The organism is Apilactobacillus micheneri (assembly GCF_002993975.1).
Classification (GTDB): domain Bacteria; phylum Bacillota; class Bacilli; order Lactobacillales; family Lactobacillaceae; genus Apilactobacillus; species Apilactobacillus micheneri.
In genome coordinates this window covers 179,160-202,156 of record NZ_POSO01000001.1, presented here as the reverse complement: position 1 = coordinate 202,156, position 22,997 = coordinate 179,160, and the positions used below count along the sequence as shown (strand labels likewise).

The following is a 22,997-nucleotide window of genomic DNA, read 5'->3' as shown; positions in this document are numbered from 1 at the left end:
ATGAATAATGAAAAAGGTGTTTTGGAAACTAACGTTTTAAAGGGAATCTTTTGGGCATTTATTGCTTCTGCCCTTTGGGGAGTTTCCGGAACTGTACTTCAATTTGTTTCGCAACAAGAAAAATTAGAAGCAAATTGGTTTTTATCTACTAGGACTATGATTGCTGGAATAATATTGTTAGTCATTTCTGCAATTGTCTACAAGGGACATATATTTAATGTATTTGGTTCTTGGAAGTCATTTTTATGTATTGTGGCTTATGGAGTTTTTGGAATTGGGGCTAATTTATATACATTCTTTATGAGTGTTCAAACTGGTAATGCAGATGCTTCAACTATTTTACAATACTTATCGCCACTGTTTATTTTATTAGGATCCATGATTTTTCAAAAAAGAAAACCTTTGCCCATTGATGTGATAGTTTTCGTAATTGCGATTTCCGGAATCATTTTATCTTTAACACAAGGTGATTTTAGTAAGCTATCTATTTCAATGGAATCATTAATTTGGGGAATCCTTTCGGGAGTTACTGCTGCTTTATATGTAGTTTTACCTCGTCCAATTGTTAAAACTAGTTCACCAATGGTTATTTTAGGTTGGGGAACCTTAATTTCTGGAATTATTTTTAACATTAGACAACCTTTATGGGTTGATGCTCCTCATTTAACTACTGGAATTGTTTTAGGTGTGGGTGCAATAATATTACTTGGTACAATTTTACCTTTCATAATTTTATTGCATTCATTAAATTTTGCACCTTCAGAAGTAGTTAGTTTAGTTGATGCTACCCAGCCAGTGGTTACATTTATTTTAAGCATTATTTTCTTTAACACAGGAATTAACCTAATTAAAATTATTGGTGCTTTATTAGTTATTTTGGCAATATTTGTTTTACAAAATTCACATCGTAAATTAACGATTGATAAACATAGCGAAGAATAATTGATCTTAAGTTGTATCTGAAACTTTTCGGGTACAACTTTTTTTATGTTATATTATTAATATGTTGTTTTTTAATTTTAAAGATTGAGGAAGTTATTGTGTATGCAAAAAGCAATAAAAAAACTATGGCCTTATTTATTGATATCACTAGTTGCAATTTTAATTCTACTTCCACAAATTGTGACTGGTTCATATATCTTAGGTGTGGATTCAATTTTTCACATGAATCGTTTTTATGAAGCAGCAATGCAGATAAAAACAGGTCATTTTAGTTATTTCTTATCTATTTATGGATACCAACAATCAGGCAGAATCATTAATGCACTATATGGTCCACTAGCTGCTTACTTTAATGGTTTACTTTTAATAATTGCTGGTAATTGGGTAAGATTTCAAATTTTATCATCATTGGCAGTGATGATTATTGGTGGATCATTAATGTACCATTTGGCAATAAGAACAAGAATTAGTAAAATTTATTCGTTAGTTGTAGCAATTGTTTATATGCTATCTTATATTGTAATGGGATGGATAGTTGGTAATCAGTTTACGGGGTTAGCGGCTGCTTTATTACCTTGGTTATTAAATGCCGGTTTTGATATGGTCGACTATAAAAAAATCAATGTTTTGCGTTTAGCAATACCGATGACTTTTATGTTACAAACGCACATTATGACTAGTTTAATTGGGGCACTTGCACTGATACCATTCTTTATTGTTGGCTATTTAGAAACTGACAATCGAAGAAAAATGTTACTTAATGCAATTTACTCAGTGTTAATTACACTCTGTTTAACTGCAAACGTGTGGTATGGGATGATTCAAATTGATTTCACAAATCATGCATTACCGGTTGCACCTCAATTAGATATGAATTCTGATTCAATTGCATTTTTTGGTCACAACGTATTTGTCCTACCATCAATTTATTCATTAATATTGATTTTAACTATTATTTATTTTGTATATAATTGGAAGAAAATTTCTACATATCGTCGTATTATTTTTGTTACTGGAATTTTGTTTTTTTGGATTTCATCGACATTTTTCCCATGGCAATTTTTGGATGATAGATTTCCAAGTATTTCATATTTAATTCAGATGCCTCGTCGATTTACAGTAATTACATTTGTTCTTTTGATTATTTGTTTTGGGGTTATGATTAACGATTCATTTAAAAACAAATGGCTTAACTATGTAAAATATTTAGGAACATTTGTAATTGTTGTTTTAATAGCATTGAATGCTGCAAAATCTGTCCAAAATGGTGTTAAAGCTTATTTTTCACCTGAGGTAGTACAAAACGACTATAATTTAAATTATCATACTCATGATACTGACAAGATTAGAAGAAGTTTATATGATAAAGATACGGGAAAAGTATTGAAATATTTAACCAAAAGTACTCCAGATTACTTACCGGTTCAATATAAAGTAACGCCTTTCAATTACTTTAATTATCATCCATATGGTAGTTATACTGAACAAATTATTGATGATTCTGTAAGTGTAAAAAAACATGTTAATAAAGCTGGACATTTAATTTTGACTTGGCATAGTAATAACAACGATAAAATACAATTACCAATTGTAAAATATAAAGATAGTAACATTATTTTAAATGGTAAACATATTAGTGATGTATCCTTAACTAATATTGGGAGTGTAATTGTCAATTCTAAAGTAGGGGAAAATCAGCTAGAAATTTATTATCATGGATCTAAATTATTGATTATGATGCTTTGGGTTACAGTTATTAGTTGGATTATACTAATTTCATATACTATGTATAGATATTTATATAAACTAAAAAAGGCGCTATAAAAGCGCCTTTTTATAAGCTATTTTTTACTGTTATGTTCAGCAAGTTCTTGATTAATATTTTTATTATGCTTAAGTTTTGGAAATACCCATTTATCAGCAGCCTCAATTAAAATGCCATTGCAGGCTACAGAAAAGATGGTTCCAATACCAATTGAATCGACATGACCTAATTTGATAGCACAGAGTATAATGATGATGATTGGTGGGGTCATATCTAATAACTGTGATTTAATTGCACTACCTTTTAAAAATTTAAAACGTAGAATGTTAGAAGTATCATCATTTGGATGCATGAATATATTTGCTCTTTGATATAATGAAATAGCAGTACAAAAACACATAACTCCTAGTAATGCCATTGGAATTCTGATCCAGATAGACGTATCGGCCCAACCCCAAGCTCTAAAAATACTAGTAAAAATATTGATAAAATAACTAAAACAGGTAATAAATATGATTTCTTCAATAAATCGAAAAACATCAATTCTGCCAATTAATATTTGATTAGTAATAGCATTAATAACTCCTAGAATAAAGATTAAAGTTCCAACTTCAATTCCAAAAATTTCATTCATATTAACGGCTGCAGCAGTCCAAATACCTGAACCGCTGGCTGATATAATGGTTAGTGAGTTTCCGAATGCATTTAAAATTAATCCAAAAATTAAAGCAAAAATTCTTGTTTTTAATGTATTAACAGAACTAATAATTAACATCTCCCAATATTATTTAACTAAATTCTATACTATCACAATAAAAAGATAGTTTTTATAAAAATTCATGAAGGATGATTAAAATGAAAGGTAAATACAAAGTAACAAGGTACAAAGGAATACCTATCGAAAGTGATGCTTCCGGTAATTATATAATAAAAAAAGATGATCATAATGATTTTAAATTACATGATTGGCGAACTGGTAAACATACCAAGGGAAATTACAAATCATTAGGACAAATCTTTTTAACTGAGAATAATATGATGGTAGCAGTGATTGCTACTTATCCAGTGAAGTTCAATAATCGTCATAATTTTACACCTTTACAAAGGTTTACTAGTGAATATATTTCTAATGATGTTTTAGATGAAGCTAAAAAAAGACTTGATGAATAATCATCAAGTCTTTTTCATTGGCGTTTTATTGCCAAGTTGAGCTTAAAAAATAAGTTGAGCTTTGTAGTTAAAGCGTCGAAAAAATTAATTAGATAAAGAAACTAGTTCTTTAGTAACTTTTCGGCATTTGCAGCGACTTCGTCGTTTGACATGTCTAAGTATGGGTGCATTTTAGCTTCTGTCTTCATTGTATCTCTGCCATCAGCTTCCATGTAGTGATCCCAAAGAGCATCTCTAACTGGGGTTGTATCGTCTTTCTTAGCCCAGTCAAATTCTTTATCCATAGGTGTATCTAATACACGTTCTCTTTCTTCTACTTTTTCTTCTGCAGTTTCTGCCATAATTAATTCCTCCTTAAAATTTAGCTCAATTTCTATTATAGTTCTATTGAGCTATTATGTTAATATATATACTCAAAATTATTATAAAAAATATATGGATTGATAATTCATTGATGATGACTTGCATTTATGAATAATTTCGTATATATTTTTAACTATAATAAAGCGAGGCAAAAGTGATGAGAGATAAGTTTGCAACAAAAAATAAAATTGTTAATGGAATGTTTGAATTACTTAAGACGACGCCATTCGATGAGATTAATGTGAAAGATATATGTTCTCAAGCTGATGTTTCACGAATGACTTATTATCGTAATTTTCATAACAAAAAAGATATTATTATCTATCGTTTTGATAGTTCATTTACAACTTTCGTGCAAAGACTGGCATCTAGTCATTCGCATAATTTATCAGACATTGCTACCATTTTCTTTGAAATTGTAAAAGAAGATCAAGATATGATGGAAATGATCATTAACAATAACCTTTCAATGATTTTACTTGAAAGATTAAAATATTATATATCTGATTTAATTGATGAAGATGTTTTAGAAACTAGGGAAGAATCATCTAAAATGTTGGTTTCCTTAATAGCAGGGGGATTAACTGAAATTATAATTACATGGACTGAAGATGGGATGTCTGAACCAGTTCAATCACTAGTTATTTTTGTTTCTAAGTATATGCACTTTAAAATTAATTAAGCAATAAAAAAGAGTTCTTAGATTTAATCTAAGAACTCTTTTTTAAAAAACTTTTTATCTAAACATTAACCTTCAACAGGAGTAACGTTAGCAGCTTGTGGGCCACGGTCGCCTTCTTCAACGTCCAATGTAACCTTTTCGCCTTCGTCTAAAGTCTTGAAACCTTCTTTGTTGATAGCTGAGAAGTGAACGAATACGTCACCATCATCAGTAGTGATGAAACCGTAACCCTTATCAGCGTTGAACCATTTAACTGTACCTTGTTTCATAATATGAAACCTCCATAAAATCGCACTAGATGTGCTTAAATTCTAATGTATCATAAAGCCTGAATCAAGGAAGTTATTTCATAAAACTATAAAACAAGTAACCTTAGAAACTCGAACCTCTGTAACACATTAGTTAATAATATACCCTATAGAACATTTATTGTCAAACAAATTTTGAAATAAATTTAATATATTATAATAAACAGTATTTGATATATTTTAAAGGCACAAATTATTTATTATTTAAACTAAATCATTTAAAATTATCAACACAAGTAAACTAAGGAGATATATAAATGAAAACATTAGTAATTGTTTCACATCCCGAATATGACAACTCAATGACCGAATCATTTTTGCAACAATGTCAAAATGATATCGATGAAGTAGATTGGTTAGTCCTGGATCATTTAACTAATAATTATGAATTTGATGTAGATAAAGAGAAAAAACGTTTAATTAAATATGATCGAATTCTCTTTCAATTTCCAATGTATTGGTATAGTTCACCAGCGCTTTTAAAGAAATATGAGGATGATATTTTCACCAGAAGTTTTACTTATGCGAACGAAGATGGAAAATTAAAGGGCAAAGAATTAGGTATCATTACTACTTTAGGTGAACCTTTAAAAAATTATACCGTTGGTGGTAGTGAAGGATTCAGTATTAATGAAATATTAAAACCATATCAAGCGTTAGCTTTTAAATCAGGTATGAAATTTATAAAACCATTTATGGTGGACCAATTTGCATATATGACTGATGATGAAAAGGGCAAATTATTAGTAGACTATCGTAATTATTTAACTAATAAAGATATTAATGGTTTCGGTAGTAAACAACTTTGGTATTTATCACAGTTAAAACAATTAAGAAGCAATTTAAGCTCAACAAAACAAGCTAAGCTAGACATTATTATTGATTATTTGCAAGATAATTATGATCGACTTGATGAAATAAAATGGGAACTAGATATGATTAAGAAAGAAGAAGATTAATAATGGAAACTAATAAATGGTTAGATCAAGAAATTAACGACTTAAAAAAAGATGAGACTAGTTTTAAATTGATTTCCATTTTAGAGGGGACCAAATCATTGGCTGCTGAACAGGCTAAAAGATTACAGCAAGCACAAGATGAACTAGATGGAAGAACTTGGAGCCCAGATAAATGGTAAACAAAAAAGCCAATCATTATGATTGGCTTTTTATATACAATTTTATTAAGACCAATGGTTAATTGGACCAAATTTATGACCGACTTCAATCCCATTTTTAATAGCCTTATCTACATATTCATCAGCAATACGAATGGCTTGTTCAATATCATTATCTTTAGCAATTTCAGCGGTAATTGCCGCTGATAATGAATCACCAGTACCGTTTTTATGAGTAGTATTATAATAAGGACCATCAATCCAAAAATTTTTTCCAGATTCTAATAATACATAGTCTCTCACTTTATCGGTTTCTCCAGCAATGTGTTTGCCTTTAATAATGACATTTTTGGCACCCATTTTTATTAATTTAATGGCTGCTTCTTCGATATCATTATCGGATTTAATTTCTTTATCAGTTAATTTTTCGGCTTCATAGAAGTTAGGTGTAATCACAGTGGCTAATGGCAGTAATTTGTCCTTTAATGTTTTCAAAGCATCTTGTTTTAACAACATGTTACCATGTTTTGTAACGATTACGGGGTCGACAATTAATGGGCCAAAATCGTATTTTTTATAATTATTAACAACAATATTAATCATATTAGTATCATCTAACATGCCAGTTTTAGCGGCTCTAATTTTAAAGTCATCAGCTAAATCTTTAAATTCTTGGTTAATAAAATGTTCAGGCATTGTCACGCTGTCATGAATTCCATAAGAGTTACCAGCAACACAGGCAGTGATTACCGATGTCCCATAAGTTTTTCTTACGAAGAAAGTATGTAAATCAGCCTGCATTCCAGCGCTACCATCACTGTCTGAACCTGCAATTGTTAAAGCTTGCGGAAATTCATTTACCATAAATAAACACACCCCTGATATTTAAATTAATAACATTCTAACATAAACTTGATAAATTCAATCATTATATATATAATAATATTTGATTAAGACTAATTTGCGTTAAATGTCGTTATTGTATTATAATGACATGAGTTAAGTTTTTAGATAAAGGAGTAATTGAAATGAGAGCTTGTCATCCAAATGGTGTACAAGGACGTCGTCCAATTAACACCAACAAACGTAATAAAAAACAAAAAGAAGTAGCTGACTTAAGAAAATTCTTGAAGTCATCACCTGCTAAATAAATTTTTAGGGACTCAGTATGTTACTGAGTCTTTTTTTGTATATCAAAGGAGAATTTAGATGGCTAAGAAAAAATATTATGCCGTTAAAAAAGGTAGAAAACCTGGTATTTATCAAACCTGGTCAGATACGCAAAAACAAGTAAGTGGATTTTCAGGAGCGCAATTTAAAAGTTTTGCAACTAAAAAAGAAGCACAAACATTTATCAAACCTAATGATGCTAAAAAATCTAATCAAAGTAGTGAAATTATTGTTTATACCGATGGTGGCTCCAGAAATCATGGTAATAAATTAGGCCAACATGTTAAAAATAATGATCCAGCAGCTTGGGCATATTTAATTAATAATAATGGTAAAAAATATTCTAATTCTGCTGGTGAATTTGGCGCAACTAACAATAAAATGGAAGTTTTAGGGCTAGTTAATGCATTAGACTATTTACTAAAAATGCATTTAAATCATTGCAATATCGATGCTATTTTAGATTCTAAATATGTATTGAATTCAATTAATAATAAATGGATATATGGTTGGAAAAGACGTGGTTGGCGTAAAAGTAGTGGCGAAACGATTAAGAATAAAGCAGAATTCATTCAATTAGCCGACTTATTACCTAAATTCTCCAATATTAATTTCTATTGGACTAAAGGTCATGCTAATGATGAAGGAAATAACTTTGTAGACCATTTATTAAATAAAACAATGGATAATTTAGAAAATGGCAAAAAGACAGGTTTAAAACAATTGACTAAAATAGATGAAACTAAACCTGCAGATAATGCAAAAATCAAAGATAAAAGTAAAAATACAGATAAGTATATTGATAGAGAAAAATCTGTTAATAATATAGAAGCAAATTTGAAAAAAATGGGATTTTTTAGTTAATTATATTATTGTGATATAATTAATTTTAAATATATGAAAGTGGGATCTTGCATGAAAACTGAACGACAAAAGATGACTGATGGGGAAAACTACGAACAATTTGACGAAGAATTACAAGCTCGTCGCCGTTTTATTCGTAAACAATTAAAAGCAATTTCTAAAATTGACGATAATGCAAAACAAAATGAACTTATTGCTCAATTATTAGGTGATTGTGGTAAAAAATTATGGATTGAAGATGGACTAGAATTCGACTATGGATATAATATTCATATTGGAGATTCTTTTTATGGCAATTATCATTTAACTTTGTTGGATACTTGTCCAATTACTATTGGTGATAATTGTTACTTTGGTCCTGATGTGGGCTTATATACACCAGTTCATCCGGTTGATCCAGATCAAAGAAAAGCTGATGTCGAATCAGGAAAGCCAATCACCATTGGTAACAATTGTTGGTTCGGTGGTCATGTTACCGTATTGCCAGGAGTCACACTAGGCGAGAACGTTGTTGTAGGAGCCGGATCAGTTGTTACTAAATCTTTTGGTGATAACGTTGTTTTAGTGGGAAATCCCGCACGTGTAATTAAAACAGTAAAATAAACTATAAATCCCTTACCTAAAGCATTTTACATATTTACTTATTTGTGTATAATGTAATTGATATGTAAATATAAAATCAACTTATTTTGTATAACCTTAGCAAAGCTGTGCAAATAGTTATTCGTCATTTCGAATCACTTTTTGGCAGCTTTTTGCGTAAAATGGGTTTATAAATATCATGAATATCATGAGGAGGATTACTATTTTTAAAAGTAAAAATATTGACAAACTAGTCTTTATTCCTACTGTAATTTTATTCTTTGCAGTTTCCATTTTTCTAATGATTGGTGGATCTTCACTACAGGGAGTTTTGCAAACTGTCCTAAACTGGGTAACCGGTAATATGGGATGGGGTTATATGTGGATTTACATAATTAATTTTATTTTCTTCGGGTACTTAATTTTTTCTAAATATGGAAATATTCGTTTAGGTGCTGCTGATGAAAAACCTGCATATAGTAACTTCCAGTGGGGAAGTATGGTCTTTGCTACAGCGATTGATGCAAGTATTTTAATGTTAAGTATGGTTGACCCTTTAAGATACGTTCAAAGTCCTGAAGGTAACGTTAAACCATTTTCTGAAGCTGCTTATAATTTAGCACATATGTATGGTCAATATGATTGGGGACCTATGGCATGGTTAATGTTCGGAGCTCCTACAATTGCTATTGGTTATATGATGTACAACAAGAAACGTAAAATTCAATCATTAAGTGATGCAATTACAATTTTAGATGGTGATTCACTTTGGAAGAATATTACTAAAAAGATTGTAAATATTTTGGTTGTATTTGGAATTATGGGTGGTGTAGGTGCATCTGTCGGCCTAGAAATTCCTATTATATCAAATGTTTTAAGTTCTTTAACCGGACTACCAGATAATTTAGCTATGAAAATAGGATTATTCTTTGTTCTATTTGTTATTTTCTCTGCTGCCGTATTTAAGGGACTTAATGGTGGAATTGATAAGTTAAGTAATGCCCATATATGGACTGCCATTATTTTCTTAGCAATTGTACTTTTATTAGGACCAACTGTTTATATTCTTAAATCTGAAACCAATAGTGTTGGTGTATTAATTCAAAAATTTATCCCAATGAGTTTAAATACTGTTCCTAATGGGAATCCTAGTATTGAACAACAAGAAACCATTTTCTATTGGGGTTGGTGGTTGTCATATATGCCATTTATGGGATTATTTATTGCCAAATTATCACGTGGCCGTACAATTCGTCAGGTCTTAGTAGGAATGCTAACATATGGAGCTCTAGGGTGTATGAGTTTCTATGCAGTTTTAGGTGGCTATTCATTATGGCTACAAAAGACTGGAACTGTTGATTTAGTCCATATTTTGAATACGCAAGGTCAAGCAGCTGTTATTTCAGCAGTTGTAGGCTCGCTGCCAATGAAATATTTAATGTTTGCTATTTATTTCTTGTCTTGTTTTGTATTCTTAGCAACTACTATTTCTTCATCAGCATTTGTCCTTTCATCATTTACTAGTTTACCTTTAAAACCTGGTAAAGAACCTAGTCGTGTTAATAGAATGACTTGGGTGGTCGTTTTCATTATCTTCTCATTTAGTTTGGTACTTGTTGGTGGATTTGAGACTGTTCAGACATTCTGTACGTTAGCAGGTTTCCCATTGATGTTTGTATGTATTTTGATAATCATGTCTGTATTTAAAATGATTACACAAGATAAATCAATTATTAGTACTAAAAGTTATATTAACCGTAGACGTCGTAAAAAGAAGGCTACTGCTGAAAGAAGAAGTGCTATTAAGGGTAAATTAATTTTATGGCCTAAAAATACAATTAATAAAAAACCTAAATAAAAACAATAAGAATCACTTATTAAGTAATTTAATAAGTGATTCTTTTCTTTTTATGATAATATTTATATACTATATAAATAACGGAGGTATCAAAATGACTAAAAAAGTTATTGTTCCTAAAGAATTTGAAAAGTATTTAAGATCATCATTAGAAGCAAAGGGCTTTGAAGTGATTTCATTGGTTAGTGAGAATAAAAGTGCAATTTTAGAACATAAAGATGCTTCTGGAATTGTAATTAATACTTCTCCTTTGTCTAAAGAAATTTTGGATCAAATGCCTAATTTAAAAATTATTTCTCGTTTTGGGGTCGGTTATAATAATGTCGATTTAGATTATACTAATAAAAGAGGAATATATGTAACCAATACACCAGCTGGAAATGAGGTTTCAGTTGCCGAAAATGCTGTAACTGATATGCTTTTAATATCAAAAGACTTATACAATGTATCTAAACATATGCGTAATGGTGATAATGCATATGCTTTTGACAATCCTTCAAGAGATCTAAGAGGTAAAACTGTGGGGATTATTGGCTATGGTAATATTGGAAAATATGTCGCTAAATTACTTTCTAGTTTTGGCGTTAATATTTTAATTTGGAATCGCACTAAGAAAGAATCTCAATATGGCACATTCGTGGAATGGGATGATTTACTTAAACAATCAGATTTCGTTTCATTACATCTCCCAGCAGTTAAAGGAACCATTGGATCAATTAATAAAGAATCCTTTAAAATGATGAAAAATTCAGCATATATTATAAACTTTGCTCGTGGTGCCGTTATTAACCAAGCTGATTTAGTCAATGCTTTAAAAAATGGTGAAATTTCTGGCGCTGGTTTAGATGTTTATGAAACAGAACCACTTCCAATGGATAGTGAATTAAGAAAATTAGATAATGTATTTTTGACCCCACACAGTGCAAGTAACTCAATCGAATCATTTACTAAAATTGCTAATATGGATGTTAGTGAGATTAATAAAGTTTTAAATGGTGAAAAACCTGATCATTGTGTAAATGGACTATAAAAATAAAATAACCACTAACAATTGTTAGTGGTTATTTTTTATATTAAAAGTTTAATTTATATTTTTCATCGATATCATCATCTTGTGATGTTAAGATCTTAGGACCATCTTTTGTAATAGCAATAGTATGTTCATATTGAGCTGAATTAGTGCCATCAGCTGAAACATAATATGTCCAGTCATCTTTTTTGTCATAACGATCAGTGATTTCCCAAGTACCCAAGTTTACCATGGGTTCAATGGTGATAGTCATACCTTCTTTTAGACGAAGACCTTGTCCTTTTTCACCGTAGGCTGGGACGTTTGGTTTTTCATGCATAGTAGGTTGAATACCATGACCAATCAATTCACGAACATCACCCATATGATTTTGATTTTCGATATAATCTTGGCAAGCAAAACCAATATCACCTAGACGATTACCAATAACAGCTTGGTCAATACCACGATATAATGCATCATGACATACTTGCATAAGCTTTTCATCTTCAGCTGACATTTTACCAACTTTGTAAGTCCAACATGAATCACTTTCAAACCCATCTTTATTAACAGTCATATCAACTTTTAAGACGTCGCCTTCTTTTAATAAAAGACCTTTACGTGGAATACCATGAGCGACTTCATCATTGATTGAAACACAAGTAGCAAATTTGTATCCGTCAAATCCTTTTTCTGAAGGAGTTGCACCATGTTCAGTAATATATTTGTTAGCAAATTCTTCAATTTCCCAAGTATCTAATCCTGGTTTAATCATTTTTCTTAGTCCTTTGTGGACACCAGCTAAAACAGCACCTGATTTAGCCATCATTTCAATTTCTCTTGGTGATTTTAATGTAATCAAAATAAATTCTCCTTTGATATTGAATAATGAATCTATATCTCTAATCTACTACAATTTAGATGATTTGGCTAATTATAATAATTAATGTAATTTTTTTCATTTTCTAGTATCATAATAATAGGAGCAAAGGAGGAGTTTTTTCTTGAGTAAGACAGCAAGAACTAATGTTATTTTAATAATTATTACAATTATAGTTGCTTTTTTTGCAGTATTTTTTGCAATTCGTAGTGATCGTATTATAAACAATAGTAAAAATAATGGATCTTTTGGTGGAGACAATGTTCCAACACTTTATGTTCATGGAATGCGTGGTTCCACTAAATCTACATCTCATTTAACTAAAATAGCTAGTCGTGATGGTGGACATAAAGCACTAGCAGTTTTTGTAGAAAAAGATGGAACCATTAATTATAAAGGAAATTTAAATTTAAAAACTAGTAAACCACTTATTCAAGTGATATTTAAGAAAAAATTTACACCGGTCAAACAACAAACAAAATGGCTTCACGAAATCTTAAAAAGATTGAAAGACCATTATGGATTTAATGTTTACAATGCCGTAGGGCATTCAACCGGGGCAGTATCAATTCTTGAGAATGTTGCAAAACATAATAAAGATAGTGATATGCCAAAACTACAAAAATTTGTATCGATTGCAGGTCCATATGATGGGATTTTAACAATTAATGATCGACCAAATAATAACTATGTTAATAGCAATGGTAAACCAAGTATTATGTATCCAGCTAATAAATGGTATCCAGCTTATACATCGTTATTGAATGACTGCAAAGATTTTCCTACTAATGTTCAAATTTTAAACATTTATGGTAATGACAATAGTAATACTAACTCTGATGGCATTGTTTCAACTTCTTCTGCTAGATCAATGAAATACTTAATTTCTAAGAGAGTAAAAGATTACCAAGAAATCCCAATTTTTGGCGTTAATGGACAACATTCAAAACTTCATAATAATATTGTCGTTGATCATATTATTGCTCGTTTCTTATTTGATCAAAATTAAAAAACAAGATATTTTACTTATTTCATTTTTGGTATAGAATTAATATTGTTATTAAATTATAAACATTCTAAACTGGAAGGTGAAATTTGTGAAGAACTATGATTTAAATGGTAAGCCATACAGTCGAGTCCTTTTTGTTTTTGTTATGTTGTTGGGTAGTTTTACAATGTCGATTAGTCAATCGTCTATTTCAACAGCTTATCCAACTTTAATGCAATTTTTCGGTATCGATGCCTCAACAGTCCAATGGTTAACTACTGGTTTTATGTTAATTATGTGTGTCATGATGCCAGTTAGCCCTTGGTTATTAAATAATATAAAGTTTAAGCAATTATTTTTAATGATACTGGCAATTTTTGATGTGGGAACTTTAATTGTTGTCCTTGCACCTAACTTCGCTATTATGATGTTAGGGCGTGCATTAGAAGCAGTGGCAGTTGGAATTTTATTTCCTTCTTATCAATCAGTTCTATTGTATATCACGCCTGAAGAAAAACGTGGTTCTACAATGGGATATGCTGGATTGATTATGGGGTCTGCACTTGCTTGTGGACCTATTCTTTCAGCAATTGTTCTACATTTTTCTGCATGGAAAGGTTTATTTATAGTATTTATGGTGATTATCAGTATACTATTTATTATTTCTTTATATGCAATCAAAGATGTTATGCCTCAAAAAGAAAGTCATTTAGATATTACATCAGTTATTATGTCATTCGGACTAATTGGAATCTTGTATGTAGTTAATATGATTGGGAAGGCTAACATTGATTTAACACTCGCTTTGATTATATTGATCGTAAGTATTTTAATGATTGTTGTATTTGTATTTAGACAATTCAAAATTAAACAACCATTACTACAATTAAGAGTATTAAAGAGTTTTAATTATGATTTATCAATTGGATTAACTGGAGCTTCTTATATTGCTTTAATTGTAGTTACAGTTATTTTTCCATTATATTATCAAAATGTTCTAGGTGTTTCTAAGACCATTTCTGGTTTAGCATTAGCACCAGGAGCAATTTTACTAAGTTTATTAAATCCAATTACTGGTAAATTAGCTGATAAGATTGGCTTTAAACGTGTAATGTTAATTGGAATGATAATGATCCTAATCGGTTGGGGAACATTAAGCATTGTTGGTGCCACAATTAGTTTAGTGCCAATGATGATTCTTGCAGCCCTAATTGAAGGTGGCAATGCCTTTGTTATGATGCCAGCGGTAACAATGGGAGCTAATTCACTACCTAATGAATTTATTTCAGATGGAACTGCAGTGGTTAGTACCTTTAGACAAATTTTAGGATCTACTGGAGTGTTGGTCGCAACATTGATATTATCAAATGTTATGACTAATAATGTATCTAGTGGAATGAGTCATGCATTAGCACAACAAAGTGGTTATCATGTTGTTTTCATTACATTCTTTATAATTGAAATTATTGGATTAATAATGGCTTTGATGTTGAAAAATACTAAAAAAGCAAAATAAATGTTTTTATTAAAAGGCTTCTTAAATAATTTTTAAGAAGCCTTTTTTGTATTGACTTATATTATCATTAGTTTTAATCTAATGATAATTAGACATAGGATGGTATTAATATGAACTTGCATAATTTAAATTCAGTCGCTAAATTTACTTTTAAGACTAATATTAAAAAAATGTCTTATTGGATTTGGTTTACTCTACCAATATCTACTTCTATTTTTTTATTTACAATGCTTTTGTTAAATAAAAATGCTATTAATAGTTATAATATTAAATTTAGTTTATTAACTATAATAGTATCTTTAATATTATTTATTGCCATGTTTTTTGCTCCCATCATTAGTAATGAATTAATTGATGATCGTTCGTCAAAAATTAATGAATATTTATATTCTATTAGTAACACCAAGAATATTATATTCGGTAAAATTTTAGGTGTTATTAATTTAGTGCTTTTTACTTTATTAATTTATTTTGTCTTACTTTTAGTCGCTATTTTTAATGAAAATGAAATTAAAACAATTTTTTCAAAAATATATACATATATAGGGACAATAACATTAATCCAATTATTTATTCTAATGATACTAGGAATTGTATGGACCGTTTTATTTGCTTCTTTTATTAGTATTTTTGTTAAAAACAAGAAAAAAATTTTATACGCTTTATTTCCTATTTATTTATATATAGGTATATCTGCTTTTATAGTTTTTCATTTTTATGATAAAAGTTTGAGTATTATTTCTATATTTTTACCAATTTTATCGCAATTTTTTGGTGCCAAAGTATTGTTATTTGATAATTACAATATTTATTTATTAGTTTTAGAAAGTATTATTCAACTTCTGGAAATATATATATTTGCTAGATTATTTAATAAAAAACATAAAAAGCATTTATTTAAATAGAAATTAAATGGAAGTGATATTTTGAATTTTAAAATGAAACAACTACTTGCAGTTGCCAGACATGAATTTTTCAATCAAATTAAGAGTTTTTCTTATTGGATACTTGTCTTTATACCCTTAATTATTATTACAGCATTATTTAGATATGCAAATTTAACAATTGATTTTCATAATTCTGATTTTATAAATATGGTTTGGGGACTTTCTATCCCGATTTTAACATTCCTATTTTGTTTTATTTATGTAGGTATGATAGCAAATTCTGTTGCAAGAGATAAAACATCTAAGTTATCTGAAATGTTAATGTCAATTGTAGATGCAAAAGAACAAATCAACGGTAAAATGTTAGGAATATATATGTTATTATCTTGCCAAATTATTTTTTATATAATATTCATATTTTGTTTAAGTAAAATAATGCATAATAACTTTTTATTTATATTCATAAGTCATGTAAAAATAGGACTAATAGTATATTCAATATTAGCATTATTTGTTTCTTTGTTTATATTTTTAGCAATGACAGTACAATTTGCATGTTTTATTACTGATACTAGTCAAATTAGTTCAGCTACAATGCCTCCAATGTTTTTGATGATGGAAATTTTTGTTATGTCTTTACTTTACTATGCTCCTGGGATGAATGAAGTTAATGGTTTGCTTTTAATGATTTACTTTACTTGCTTATTTCCTCCGGTTGGATCAATGCTTACACCACCTTTAATGGCTTCAGGAAATATTTCATACTTATTTGCATATTCAACATTAATTATTCAACTTATTATTATTTATATACTATATATTAAGTCAATTCATGTTTTTAAATATGGATTATTATCCAACAAAAAGAAGAATATTTTTATAGAAGGATTTAAATTTAGATAATTATTTTGAGGTGTCTACATTGATTGAATTTAAAAACGTATCAAAAAACTATGATGGATTTCAAGCAGTTAGTAATTTATCATTTCAATTGCATAAAGGAGAAATATTAAGCTTAATTGGTCAAAATGGTGCAGGAAAATCAACAACTTTTCACATGTTATTAGATTTTATAAAACCTAGTAATGGTCAGATCCATAGAAATAATAATTTGAATATAGGTTATATGCCAGAAGAACGTGGTTTATATTTAAAAGAAAGTATTAAAAGTCAAATGATATATTTTGCTTCTTTGCATGGAATGAAACGTGTTGAAGCTTTAGAAAAATTAAAAATATGGATGGAAAAATTAAATGTAGTTGGTGACATCGAAGATAAAGTAGAAAGTCTTTCTAAAGGTAATGCACAAAAAGTTCAATTAATCGCTTGTTTAATGTTTAATCCAGACTTATTAATATTGGATGAACCATTTTCAGGATTGGATCCAGTTAATGCTGATCTATTAATTAAAGCAGTGTTGGAAGCTAAAAAGTCAGGAACAATGATTATCTTTTCTACTCATAATATGGAAAACGTTGAAAAGTTATCTGATTATGTTGTTATGTTAAGCCATGGAAAGACTGTTTTAAAAGGTACTCTAAAAGACATATATAATCAATTTGGTAGATCTAAATTAGATATTGTTGGATATAATAATCTACAAAGATTTAAAGGTATGAATGGAATTAAGGATTTGGCAATTACTAGTGAAAATTCTGCTCAACTTACATTAAATGATGTGAGCTTTGGGAAATATATTTTTGATGAGGTAACTAAAGATGGTTATATACCAGTTTTTAATCAACATTATCCAACTTTAGATGAGATTTTTAAAGAAAAAGTAAAGGAAAGTGAAAAGTAAATAAAAAGAGCTAACTTTTAAAGTTAGCTCTTTTTATTATATTAATTACCAAATATTTACTCGATCTTCAGGTTTCATATACATACCATCATCAGGTTTAACATCAAACGTAGTATAGAAATCAGCTAAGTTTTTAACTTGAACTTGAGCTCTTAGTTCAGAAGGAGCGTGCACGTCAATTGATAATAATAATTGTTTAAATTGTTCAGTTGACTTAGTACGCCAAATTTTAGCCCAATTAATGAAGAAATCACGTAAATTACAATCTTCTTCGCCTTTAGCTGCTTCTTCTGCACAACTTAATCCACCACCATCAGCGATGTTTTCAGAAACTGTAAGTTTACCATTAACTTTTTGTCCAGCAAATGGAATACCATTGAATTCTTTAATCATGCTTTGAGCTAGTTTATCAAAGTGCTCATGATCTTCTTTAGTCCACCAATTATTTAGATTACCATCTTCATCAAATTGACATCCATTATTATCAAAGGCATGTGAAATTTCATGGGCAATGACAGCACCGATACCACCGAAGTTTTCACTAGATGATTGTTTTAGACTATAGAAAGGTGCTTGTAAAATAGCAGCAGGGAAGACGATTACATTTTCTAATGGTGAATAATAAGCATTAACTGTGTTAGCACTCATATCCCATAAGCTTTTATCGACAGGTTTATTCCATTTACTAAATTCATGTTTAATAACTAGTTTGCCAATGTTATGAATATTAGTAAATAAATCACCATTTTCATCTTTACCATTAACTTTGAAGGTATCAAAAAGTGGATTAATTTTATCTGGATAACCAACATGAATTTGTAGGGCATTTAATTTCTTAATTGCCATTTCTTTAGTATCTTTACTTAACCAAGTGTTCTTGCTTAAACGTTTTTCATAAACATTAATCATTTTAACAACCATGTCATGAACATTTTGTTTAGCTTTTTCACCGAAGTACTTATGACCATAGTAATCACCAATTACTTGATCAAAAGTTCCAGATGCAAGGTAATAAGCAGCTTTTTCTTTCTTAACTGATGCTTTCTTACCAGATAATGTTCTAGAGAATTCGCCACCAACTTGTCTAAATTCTTCAGTTAAAAGACCAGTGGAAGCGTTAATTGCTTTAACTAACATCCAGTTTTTCATCATTGCAAAAGTATCATCATTTACAATTTTGTTAAATGCATCAAAATATTCAGGTTCTGATACAATTACTTGATCGGGGATTTGTCCAATTAATCCTTTTACATAGCTATTTAAATCAAATTTATCTACTTTATTTGATAAAGAATCAAATGACATAGGATTATACATTTTTGTAAAATCAGCACTTTCTTCGGCTGATTTAATGTTTGGTGCAATTAAGCGGTCAAACTCTTCAGCAGAATCCACAATATTTTTAGCTTGAGCTTCATTATATTCAGCCATGACTAGTAATTGCTTAGACATATCCTTAAATACTGGCATTAATTTGGCACCAGCAGGATTTTCTTTATCGTAGTAAGTTTTATCTGGTAAGAAAGTGCCAGCTCCACTTGCATATAAAGCATTATACTTAGCATTTTTCATGTCAGCTTCAATACCAAAGTCGAATGGAAGGGGCAGACCATCTAAAGTCCAGTTGGCTAATTGTTTATTTAAATCATCAAATGATTTGATATTTTCAATTTTTTCTAAAATAGGTTGAACAGGTTTTGCACCATCTTGTTCACGTTTATCAAAATCAGTAGCTAATTCGTATAGTTTTTTAAATTCAACCATATCATTATTTTGAGGCTTAATTTTACCTGATTTTATGTCTTCAAAATCATTCATTAATGTTTTATCGATATTATCTACTAAGTCCATAAAGCCACCAGTAGATGAATGATCACTAGGAATGGCAGCATTTTTAATCCATTCACCGTTTACAGCGTCATAAAAATTGTCTCTAATTTTTGAATCGCTAATTTCATTATTATTCATTAGAACACCTCATTTTATAAATACAATCTATATAAAACTATAATATACAAAAAACCATTCACAAGCTATGTGAATGGTTTTTAATTTTATTTATTGATTAAATCATCAATTGAATTGATATTCTTCATATATTTTGGAACAGCCAAACCAACTTTAGCACCATTTAGGTTAGTACCAACATCATCAATCTTGCCTTTATATTGTTTCATGTAAAGACCAGCAGTGTTTGGTAACCAAGCAGCTAGTGAAGCATCAGCAGCGTTAGTTGCAATTGATGCAAACATTGGTTGCATTTCTAGAGCTTGGATATTTGCCTTGTAGCCTAAATGATTTAATAGTTCAGCCATAACATTAGTAGATGCGATTTCAGAATCCCATGCTACGTAAGATAATTTAATTGGCTTACCATTTCCCTTTGGAACACCTTTAGTCCATTCAGCTACTAATTTTGGATTATTCTTAATGAAATCATCAGCAGCCTTTTTAGGATCAACTCCAGCGTTTGTCTTTAACATAACATCAGACATTTGAGCAGGGGTCCAATGGAATTGTTTTAGAAGTTGATAAGCACCAGGATTATCTTTCTTCAAGCCAACTCTTGCAATGGTATGGATTTGTTCAGCTTTACCATATACATTCTTAGGATCTTTTAAGAATTTAATAGGGAATTTTTTGAACATCCAATGTGGTTGCCAACCAGTTACAACAATTGGTTGCTTATATTTGATTGCTTTGCTTAAAGTACTTGTCATAGCAGCAGTAGAACTTGTTTGTAATTGCCAATTATTTTTTGCTAAAGGATATTCCTTTAAAGCATTTTGAGTAGAAGCCATAATACCAGCACCAGCATCAATTCCAGTAACTGTGTAATTGATTTGAGGTCCTAACTTCTTATGAGAATTATAAGGTGAAGTAGCACTACTGCAAGCAGTTAATACTGTAGCAAGAAGAAACATTGATAAAGTTCCAAGAACAAATTTAAGTCTCTTTCTCATTATAATCCTCCTTAATTAGTCTGAACTCTTTTTATTTTTGTTAAATGCTTGGGTAATACGGTCTAAGATAATTGCTAAGATAACAATAGCAATACCAGCAGCGAATCCTGAACCAGCATTATTTCTACCAACAGCGAAGTAAACTTGAGCACCTAGACCAGTAGCACCAATCATAGAAGCAATAACAACCATTGATAGAGCTAACATCATACCTTGGTTTACACCAGACATTAATGTGCTCTTTGCAATTGGCAATTCAACTTTAACTAGTTTTTGCCAACCAGTTGAACCAAATGAATCAGCAGCTTCAACTAAATCAGCAGGAACTTGTTGAATACCTAAGTCAGTCATTCTAACTACTGGAGGTAGTGAGAAAATAACTGAAGCAATAACACCTGGAACCATTCCAATACCAAATAGTGATACGGCAGGAATTAAGTAAACGAAGGCAGGCATAGTTTGCATAAAGTCTAAGATTGGTTTAACAATCAAATGAACAGTATTGCTTTTAGCCATCCAGATACCAAGAGGAATACCGATAATTACAATGATCAAACTAGAAGTTAAAACTAAAGTTAAAGTTTGAGTCATATCACGCCAGTAACCTTGGTTAGCAATTAATAATAAACCTAATAGTTCAAATAACATTAATCCCCAATGCTTACTATCATGTAAAGCCCAGTAGGTAATACCAAGAACGATAATAATAAATAACCAGATTGGTAGAATATCAAAAATAGCTTGGAAACCGTTAACAATTCCGCCAATAAAATTGGTAATACCATTAAAGAATCCAACAAATTGAGTTAACCAGTTAACAAACTTGTTAATCCAATCTGCCAAAGGAATTTGTGTCATATTTAATGTGAATAAATTAGCCATCATTTTCAACCTCACTTCCAGAAATTGCTTCAAGAACAGAACTTCTAAGAATAATTCCTAATAAACGACCTTCATTATCAACAACTGAGAATGGAACAGAAGTCTTAGAAATGTCAGTTAAAATTGATTTAATAGGAGTATCAGGAGAGGTCGTTGGGATGCTAGTATTTAAGATTTCTGTAAGATCACGTTTATCATTTTCAATTAAGTTAATAACTTCTTTAGCATCAACTAATCCCTTGAAATGATGTTGTGAATCAACAACGAACACACTTGAAACTTCATTATGTTGCATTAATCTTAATGCAGTTCTTGGTCCATCTTTTTCAATGTTTACAACATTTGGACGAATCATAACACGACTAGCAGTAAGAATCTTAGTACGATCAACACCTTCAATGAATTTTTCAACATATTCATTTTTAGGATGTTGTAAGATATCTTCTGGTCCACCGATTTGAACTATTTCACCATCACGCATAATCATAATACGATCACCAATACGTAAAGCTTCATTCAAATCATGTGAAATGAAGATAATTGTTTTCTTTAGATGTGCTTGTAGTTCAAGCAATTCATCTTGCATTTCTTTTCTGTTAAGTGGATCTAAAGCAGAGAAAGCTTCATCCATTAATAGAATTTCAGGATCATTAGCTAATCCACGAGCTAGTCCAACACGTTGTTGTTGACCACCTGATAATTCACTAGGATAACGATCATCGTATCCATGAAGACCAACTAATTCTAGACATTCATGAGCCTTTTTATCACGAGTAGCTTTATCAACACCCTGAATTTCCAACCCATAAGATGTATTACCTAAAATTGTACGATTAGGGAATAAAGCAAAGTTTTGGAAAACCATACTCATCTTTTTACGTCTGAATTCACGTAATTGTTTTTTATCAAAATTAGTAACGTTTTGACCATCTAGGATGATTTCACCACTAGTTGGTTCATATAAACGATTTAACATTCTGATCAATGTAGACTTACCACTTCCGGATAGTCCCATAATAACAAAGATTTCATTTTCATTAACATCGAAGTTGGCGTCATGAACACCAACAACACTATTAGTCTTTGCCAAGATTTCATCTTTGGACTTACCATCACTGATCATTTCTTTTGCACGACCAGCATGATGACCGAAAATTTTAGTTAGGTGTTTAACTTCAACTTTTTTGGTCATAAAATTCCTCCTTAAAAATTATAGATACTATAATAAGTGTAAACGCATAGATAAC

Annotated in this window: 25 protein-coding genes; 16 read left to right on the top strand and 9 right to left on the bottom strand. The window is 30.1% G+C overall.

The window, feature by feature from the left end; all coding sequences use genetic code 11:
* Both C7N41_RS01075 and C7N41_RS01070 read left to right on the top strand, forming a co-directional pair.
* A complete protein-coding gene (locus tag C7N41_RS01075; RefSeq protein ID WP_105963889.1) occupies positions 1 to 942 on the top strand; it encodes a DMT family transporter in 942 nt (313 codons plus the stop codon).
* 102 nt (positions 943 to 1,044) lie between these two features.
* On the top strand, positions 1,045 to 2,766 hold the full coding sequence (locus tag C7N41_RS01070) for a glycosyltransferase family protein (protein ID WP_105963888.1): 1,722 nt from the start codon (positions 1,045 to 1,047) through the stop codon (positions 2,764 to 2,766).
* A gap of 17 nt (positions 2,767 to 2,783) precedes the next feature.
* On the opposite strand, the gene C7N41_RS01065 is transcribed toward C7N41_RS01070, so the two are convergent.
* On the bottom strand, positions 2,784 to 3,482 hold the full coding sequence (locus C7N41_RS01065) for a DUF6198 family protein (protein ID WP_105963887.1): 699 nt from the start codon (positions 3,480 to 3,482) through the stop codon (positions 2,784 to 2,786).
* Positions 3,483 to 3,562: 80 nt separating this feature from the next.
* Here C7N41_RS01065 and C7N41_RS01060 point away from each other — a divergent pair, with 80 nt between their 5' ends.
* The gene (locus C7N41_RS01060; protein ID WP_181398760.1) at positions 3,563 to 3,877 is read left to right on the top strand and encodes a DUF7671 family protein; all 315 of its coding nucleotides are present in this window, start codon (positions 3,563 to 3,565) and stop codon (positions 3,875 to 3,877) included.
* A gap of 101 nt (positions 3,878 to 3,978) precedes the next feature.
* On the opposite strand, the gene C7N41_RS01055 is transcribed toward C7N41_RS01060, so the two are convergent.
* Positions 3,979 to 4,218, bottom strand: coding sequence for a P8 family protein (locus tag C7N41_RS01055; RefSeq protein ID WP_105963885.1), 240 nt, complete (start codon positions 4,216 to 4,218; stop codon positions 3,979 to 3,981).
* A 179-nt stretch (positions 4,219 to 4,397) separates the two neighbouring features.
* Between C7N41_RS01055 and C7N41_RS01050 the strand changes: the two genes are divergently transcribed.
* Positions 4,398 to 4,922, top strand: coding sequence for a TetR/AcrR family transcriptional regulator (locus C7N41_RS01050; protein WP_105963884.1), 525 nt, complete (start codon positions 4,398 to 4,400; stop codon positions 4,920 to 4,922).
* Positions 4,923 to 4,987: 65 nt separating this feature from the next.
* Here the strand turns inward: C7N41_RS01050 and C7N41_RS01045 are convergent, their stop codons facing one another.
* Positions 4,988 to 5,191: a cold-shock protein gene (locus C7N41_RS01045; protein WP_105956496.1), complete on the bottom strand. Its 204-nt coding sequence runs from the start codon at positions 5,189 to 5,191 to the stop codon at positions 4,988 to 4,990.
* Positions 5,192 to 5,487: 296 nt separating this feature from the next.
* Between C7N41_RS01045 and C7N41_RS01040 the strand changes: the two genes are divergently transcribed.
* Positions 5,488 to 6,189, top strand: coding sequence for an NAD(P)H-dependent oxidoreductase (locus C7N41_RS01040; protein WP_105963883.1), 702 nt, complete (start codon positions 5,488 to 5,490; stop codon positions 6,187 to 6,189).
* Between the two features lie 2 nt (positions 6,190 to 6,191).
* The gene (locus C7N41_RS01035; RefSeq protein WP_306418658.1) at positions 6,192 to 6,368 is read left to right on the top strand and encodes a hypothetical protein; all 177 of its coding nucleotides are present in this window, start codon (positions 6,192 to 6,194) and stop codon (positions 6,366 to 6,368) included.
* Between the two features lie 45 nt (positions 6,369 to 6,413).
* Here the strand turns inward: C7N41_RS01035 and thiD are convergent, their stop codons facing one another.
* Positions 6,414 to 7,211: a bifunctional hydroxymethylpyrimidine kinase/phosphomethylpyrimidine kinase gene (gene thiD, locus C7N41_RS01030; protein WP_105963881.1), complete on the bottom strand. Its 798-nt coding sequence runs from the start codon at positions 7,209 to 7,211 to the stop codon at positions 6,414 to 6,416.
* Positions 7,212 to 7,375: 164 nt separating this feature from the next.
* Between thiD and C7N41_RS07835 the strand changes: the two genes are divergently transcribed.
* From C7N41_RS07835 to C7N41_RS01010, 5 genes are all read left to right on the top strand, one after another.
* A complete protein-coding gene (locus C7N41_RS07835) occupies positions 7,376 to 7,498 on the top strand; it encodes a hypothetical protein (protein WP_263850849.1) in 123 nt (40 codons plus the stop codon).
* A 58-nt stretch (positions 7,499 to 7,556) separates the two neighbouring features.
* A complete protein-coding gene (locus C7N41_RS01025) occupies positions 7,557 to 8,381 on the top strand; it encodes a ribonuclease H family protein (protein WP_105963880.1) in 825 nt (274 codons plus the stop codon).
* A gap of 51 nt (positions 8,382 to 8,432) precedes the next feature.
* Positions 8,433 to 8,984 (top strand): sugar O-acetyltransferase, encoded by a 552-nt coding sequence (locus C7N41_RS01020; protein WP_105963879.1) that lies wholly within the window; start codon positions 8,433 to 8,435, stop codon positions 8,982 to 8,984.
* A 187-nt stretch (positions 8,985 to 9,171) separates the two neighbouring features.
* Entirely contained in the window at positions 9,172 to 10,821 is a 1,650-nt protein-coding gene (locus C7N41_RS01015) for a BCCT family transporter (protein ID WP_105964076.1), read from the top strand.
* Positions 10,822 to 10,915: 94 nt separating this feature from the next.
* Positions 10,916 to 11,851: a phosphoglycerate dehydrogenase gene (locus tag C7N41_RS01010; protein WP_157944929.1), complete on the top strand. Its 936-nt coding sequence runs from the start codon at positions 10,916 to 10,918 to the stop codon at positions 11,849 to 11,851.
* A gap of 43 nt (positions 11,852 to 11,894) precedes the next feature.
* Here the strand turns inward: C7N41_RS01010 and map are convergent, their stop codons facing one another.
* The gene (gene map / locus C7N41_RS01005; RefSeq protein WP_105963877.1) at positions 11,895 to 12,695 is read right to left on the bottom strand and encodes a type I methionyl aminopeptidase; all 801 of its coding nucleotides are present in this window, start codon (positions 12,693 to 12,695) and stop codon (positions 11,895 to 11,897) included.
* A 142-nt stretch (positions 12,696 to 12,837) separates the two neighbouring features.
* Between map and C7N41_RS01000 the strand changes: the two genes are divergently transcribed.
* The 5 genes from C7N41_RS01000 (at position 12,838) to C7N41_RS00980 (ending at position 17,905) form a co-directional block, all read left to right on the top strand.
* Positions 12,838 to 13,722, top strand: coding sequence for an alpha/beta hydrolase (locus tag C7N41_RS01000; protein ID WP_105963876.1), 885 nt, complete (start codon positions 12,838 to 12,840; stop codon positions 13,720 to 13,722).
* 145 nt (positions 13,723 to 13,867) lie between these two features.
* Positions 13,868 to 15,217: an MFS transporter gene (locus C7N41_RS00995; protein WP_105964075.1), complete on the top strand. Its 1,350-nt coding sequence runs from the start codon at positions 13,868 to 13,870 to the stop codon at positions 15,215 to 15,217.
* 110 nt (positions 15,218 to 15,327) lie between these two features.
* A complete protein-coding gene (locus C7N41_RS00990) occupies positions 15,328 to 16,122 on the top strand; it encodes an ABC transporter permease family protein (RefSeq protein WP_105963875.1) in 795 nt (264 codons plus the stop codon).
* 21 nt (positions 16,123 to 16,143) lie between these two features.
* A complete protein-coding gene (locus tag C7N41_RS00985; protein ID WP_105963874.1) occupies positions 16,144 to 17,007 on the top strand; it encodes an ABC transporter permease family protein in 864 nt (287 codons plus the stop codon).
* A gap of 19 nt (positions 17,008 to 17,026) precedes the next feature.
* Entirely contained in the window at positions 17,027 to 17,905 is an 879-nt protein-coding gene (locus C7N41_RS00980; RefSeq protein WP_105963873.1) for an ABC transporter ATP-binding protein, read from the top strand.
* Between the two features lie 45 nt (positions 17,906 to 17,950).
* On the opposite strand, the gene C7N41_RS00975 is transcribed toward C7N41_RS00980, so the two are convergent.
* The 4 genes from C7N41_RS00975 to C7N41_RS00960 form a co-directional block, all read right to left on the bottom strand.
* Positions 17,951 to 19,873, bottom strand: coding sequence for a M13 family metallopeptidase (locus C7N41_RS00975; protein ID WP_105963872.1), 1,923 nt, complete (start codon positions 19,871 to 19,873; stop codon positions 17,951 to 17,953).
* A gap of 86 nt (positions 19,874 to 19,959) precedes the next feature.
* The gene (locus C7N41_RS00970) at positions 19,960 to 20,868 is read right to left on the bottom strand and encodes a glycine betaine ABC transporter substrate-binding protein (RefSeq protein WP_105963871.1); all 909 of its coding nucleotides are present in this window, start codon (positions 20,866 to 20,868) and stop codon (positions 19,960 to 19,962) included.
* 15 nt (positions 20,869 to 20,883) lie between these two features.
* Positions 20,884 to 21,750 (bottom strand): ABC transporter permease, encoded by an 867-nt coding sequence (locus C7N41_RS00965; protein ID WP_105964074.1) that lies wholly within the window; start codon positions 21,748 to 21,750, stop codon positions 20,884 to 20,886.
* The gene (locus C7N41_RS00960; protein WP_105963870.1) at positions 21,743 to 22,942 is read right to left on the bottom strand and encodes a quaternary amine ABC transporter ATP-binding protein; all 1,200 of its coding nucleotides are present in this window, start codon (positions 22,940 to 22,942) and stop codon (positions 21,743 to 21,745) included. Before C7N41_RS00960 ends, C7N41_RS00965 begins: the two co-directional genes overlap by 8 nt.
* Positions 22,943 to 22,997: the final 55 nt, after the last annotated feature.

What these genes read in the sequence shown, in the direction of transcription:
- C7N41_RS01075 (WP_105963889.1), top strand. Translation starts at nt 1, where the DNA reads ATGAATAATGAAAAAGGTGTTTTGGAAACTAACGTTTTAAAGGGAATC.
- C7N41_RS01035 (WP_306418658.1), top strand. Translation starts at nt 6,192, where the DNA reads ATGGAAACTAATAAATGGTTAGATCAAGAAATTAACGACTTAAAAAAA.
- C7N41_RS00965 (WP_105964074.1), bottom strand. Translation starts at nt 21,750, where the DNA reads ATGGCTAATTTATTCACATTAAATATGACACAAATTCCTTTGGCAGAT.
- C7N41_RS01020 (WP_105963879.1), top strand. Translation starts at nt 8,433, where the DNA reads ATGAAAACTGAACGACAAAAGATGACTGATGGGGAAAACTACGAACAA.
- thiD (WP_105963881.1), bottom strand. Translation starts at nt 7,211, where the DNA reads ATGGTAAATGAATTTCCGCAAGCTTTAACAATTGCAGGTTCAGACAGT.
- C7N41_RS07835 (WP_263850849.1), top strand. Translation starts at nt 7,376, where the DNA reads ATGAGAGCTTGTCATCCAAATGGTGTACAAGGACGTCGTCCAATTAAC.
- C7N41_RS00975 (WP_105963872.1), bottom strand. Translation starts at nt 19,873, where the DNA reads ATGAATAATAATGAAATTAGCGATTCAAAAATTAGAGACAATTTTTAT.
- C7N41_RS00960 (WP_105963870.1), bottom strand. Translation starts at nt 22,942, where the DNA reads ATGACCAAAAAAGTTGAAGTTAAACACCTAACTAAAATTTTCGGTCAT.
- C7N41_RS01060 (WP_181398760.1), top strand. Translation starts at nt 3,563, where the DNA reads ATGAAAGGTAAATACAAAGTAACAAGGTACAAAGGAATACCTATCGAA.
- C7N41_RS01045 (WP_105956496.1), bottom strand. Translation starts at nt 5,191, where the DNA reads ATGAAACAAGGTACAGTTAAATGGTTCAACGCTGATAAGGGTTACGGT.
- C7N41_RS01070 (WP_105963888.1), top strand. Translation starts at nt 1,045, where the DNA reads ATGCAAAAAGCAATAAAAAAACTATGGCCTTATTTATTGATATCACTA.
- C7N41_RS01040 (WP_105963883.1), top strand. Translation starts at nt 5,488, where the DNA reads ATGAAAACATTAGTAATTGTTTCACATCCCGAATATGACAACTCAATG.
- C7N41_RS01050 (WP_105963884.1), top strand. Translation starts at nt 4,398, where the DNA reads ATGAGAGATAAGTTTGCAACAAAAAATAAAATTGTTAATGGAATGTTT.
- C7N41_RS01015 (WP_105964076.1), top strand. Translation starts at nt 9,172, where the DNA reads ATGAGGAGGATTACTATTTTTAAAAGTAAAAATATTGACAAACTAGTC.
- C7N41_RS00995 (WP_105964075.1), top strand. Translation starts at nt 13,868, where the DNA reads ATGTTGTTGGGTAGTTTTACAATGTCGATTAGTCAATCGTCTATTTCA.
- C7N41_RS01010 (WP_157944929.1), top strand. Translation starts at nt 10,916, where the DNA reads ATGACTAAAAAAGTTATTGTTCCTAAAGAATTTGAAAAGTATTTAAGA.
- C7N41_RS01065 (WP_105963887.1), bottom strand. Translation starts at nt 3,482, where the DNA reads ATGTTAATTATTAGTTCTGTTAATACATTAAAAACAAGAATTTTTGCT.
- C7N41_RS00990 (WP_105963875.1), top strand. Translation starts at nt 15,328, where the DNA reads ATGAACTTGCATAATTTAAATTCAGTCGCTAAATTTACTTTTAAGACT.
- C7N41_RS00970 (WP_105963871.1), bottom strand. Translation starts at nt 20,868, where the DNA reads ATGAGAAAGAGACTTAAATTTGTTCTTGGAACTTTATCAATGTTTCTT.
- C7N41_RS01055 (WP_105963885.1), bottom strand. Translation starts at nt 4,218, where the DNA reads ATGGCAGAAACTGCAGAAGAAAAAGTAGAAGAAAGAGAACGTGTATTA.
- C7N41_RS01025 (WP_105963880.1), top strand. Translation starts at nt 7,557, where the DNA reads ATGGCTAAGAAAAAATATTATGCCGTTAAAAAAGGTAGAAAACCTGGT.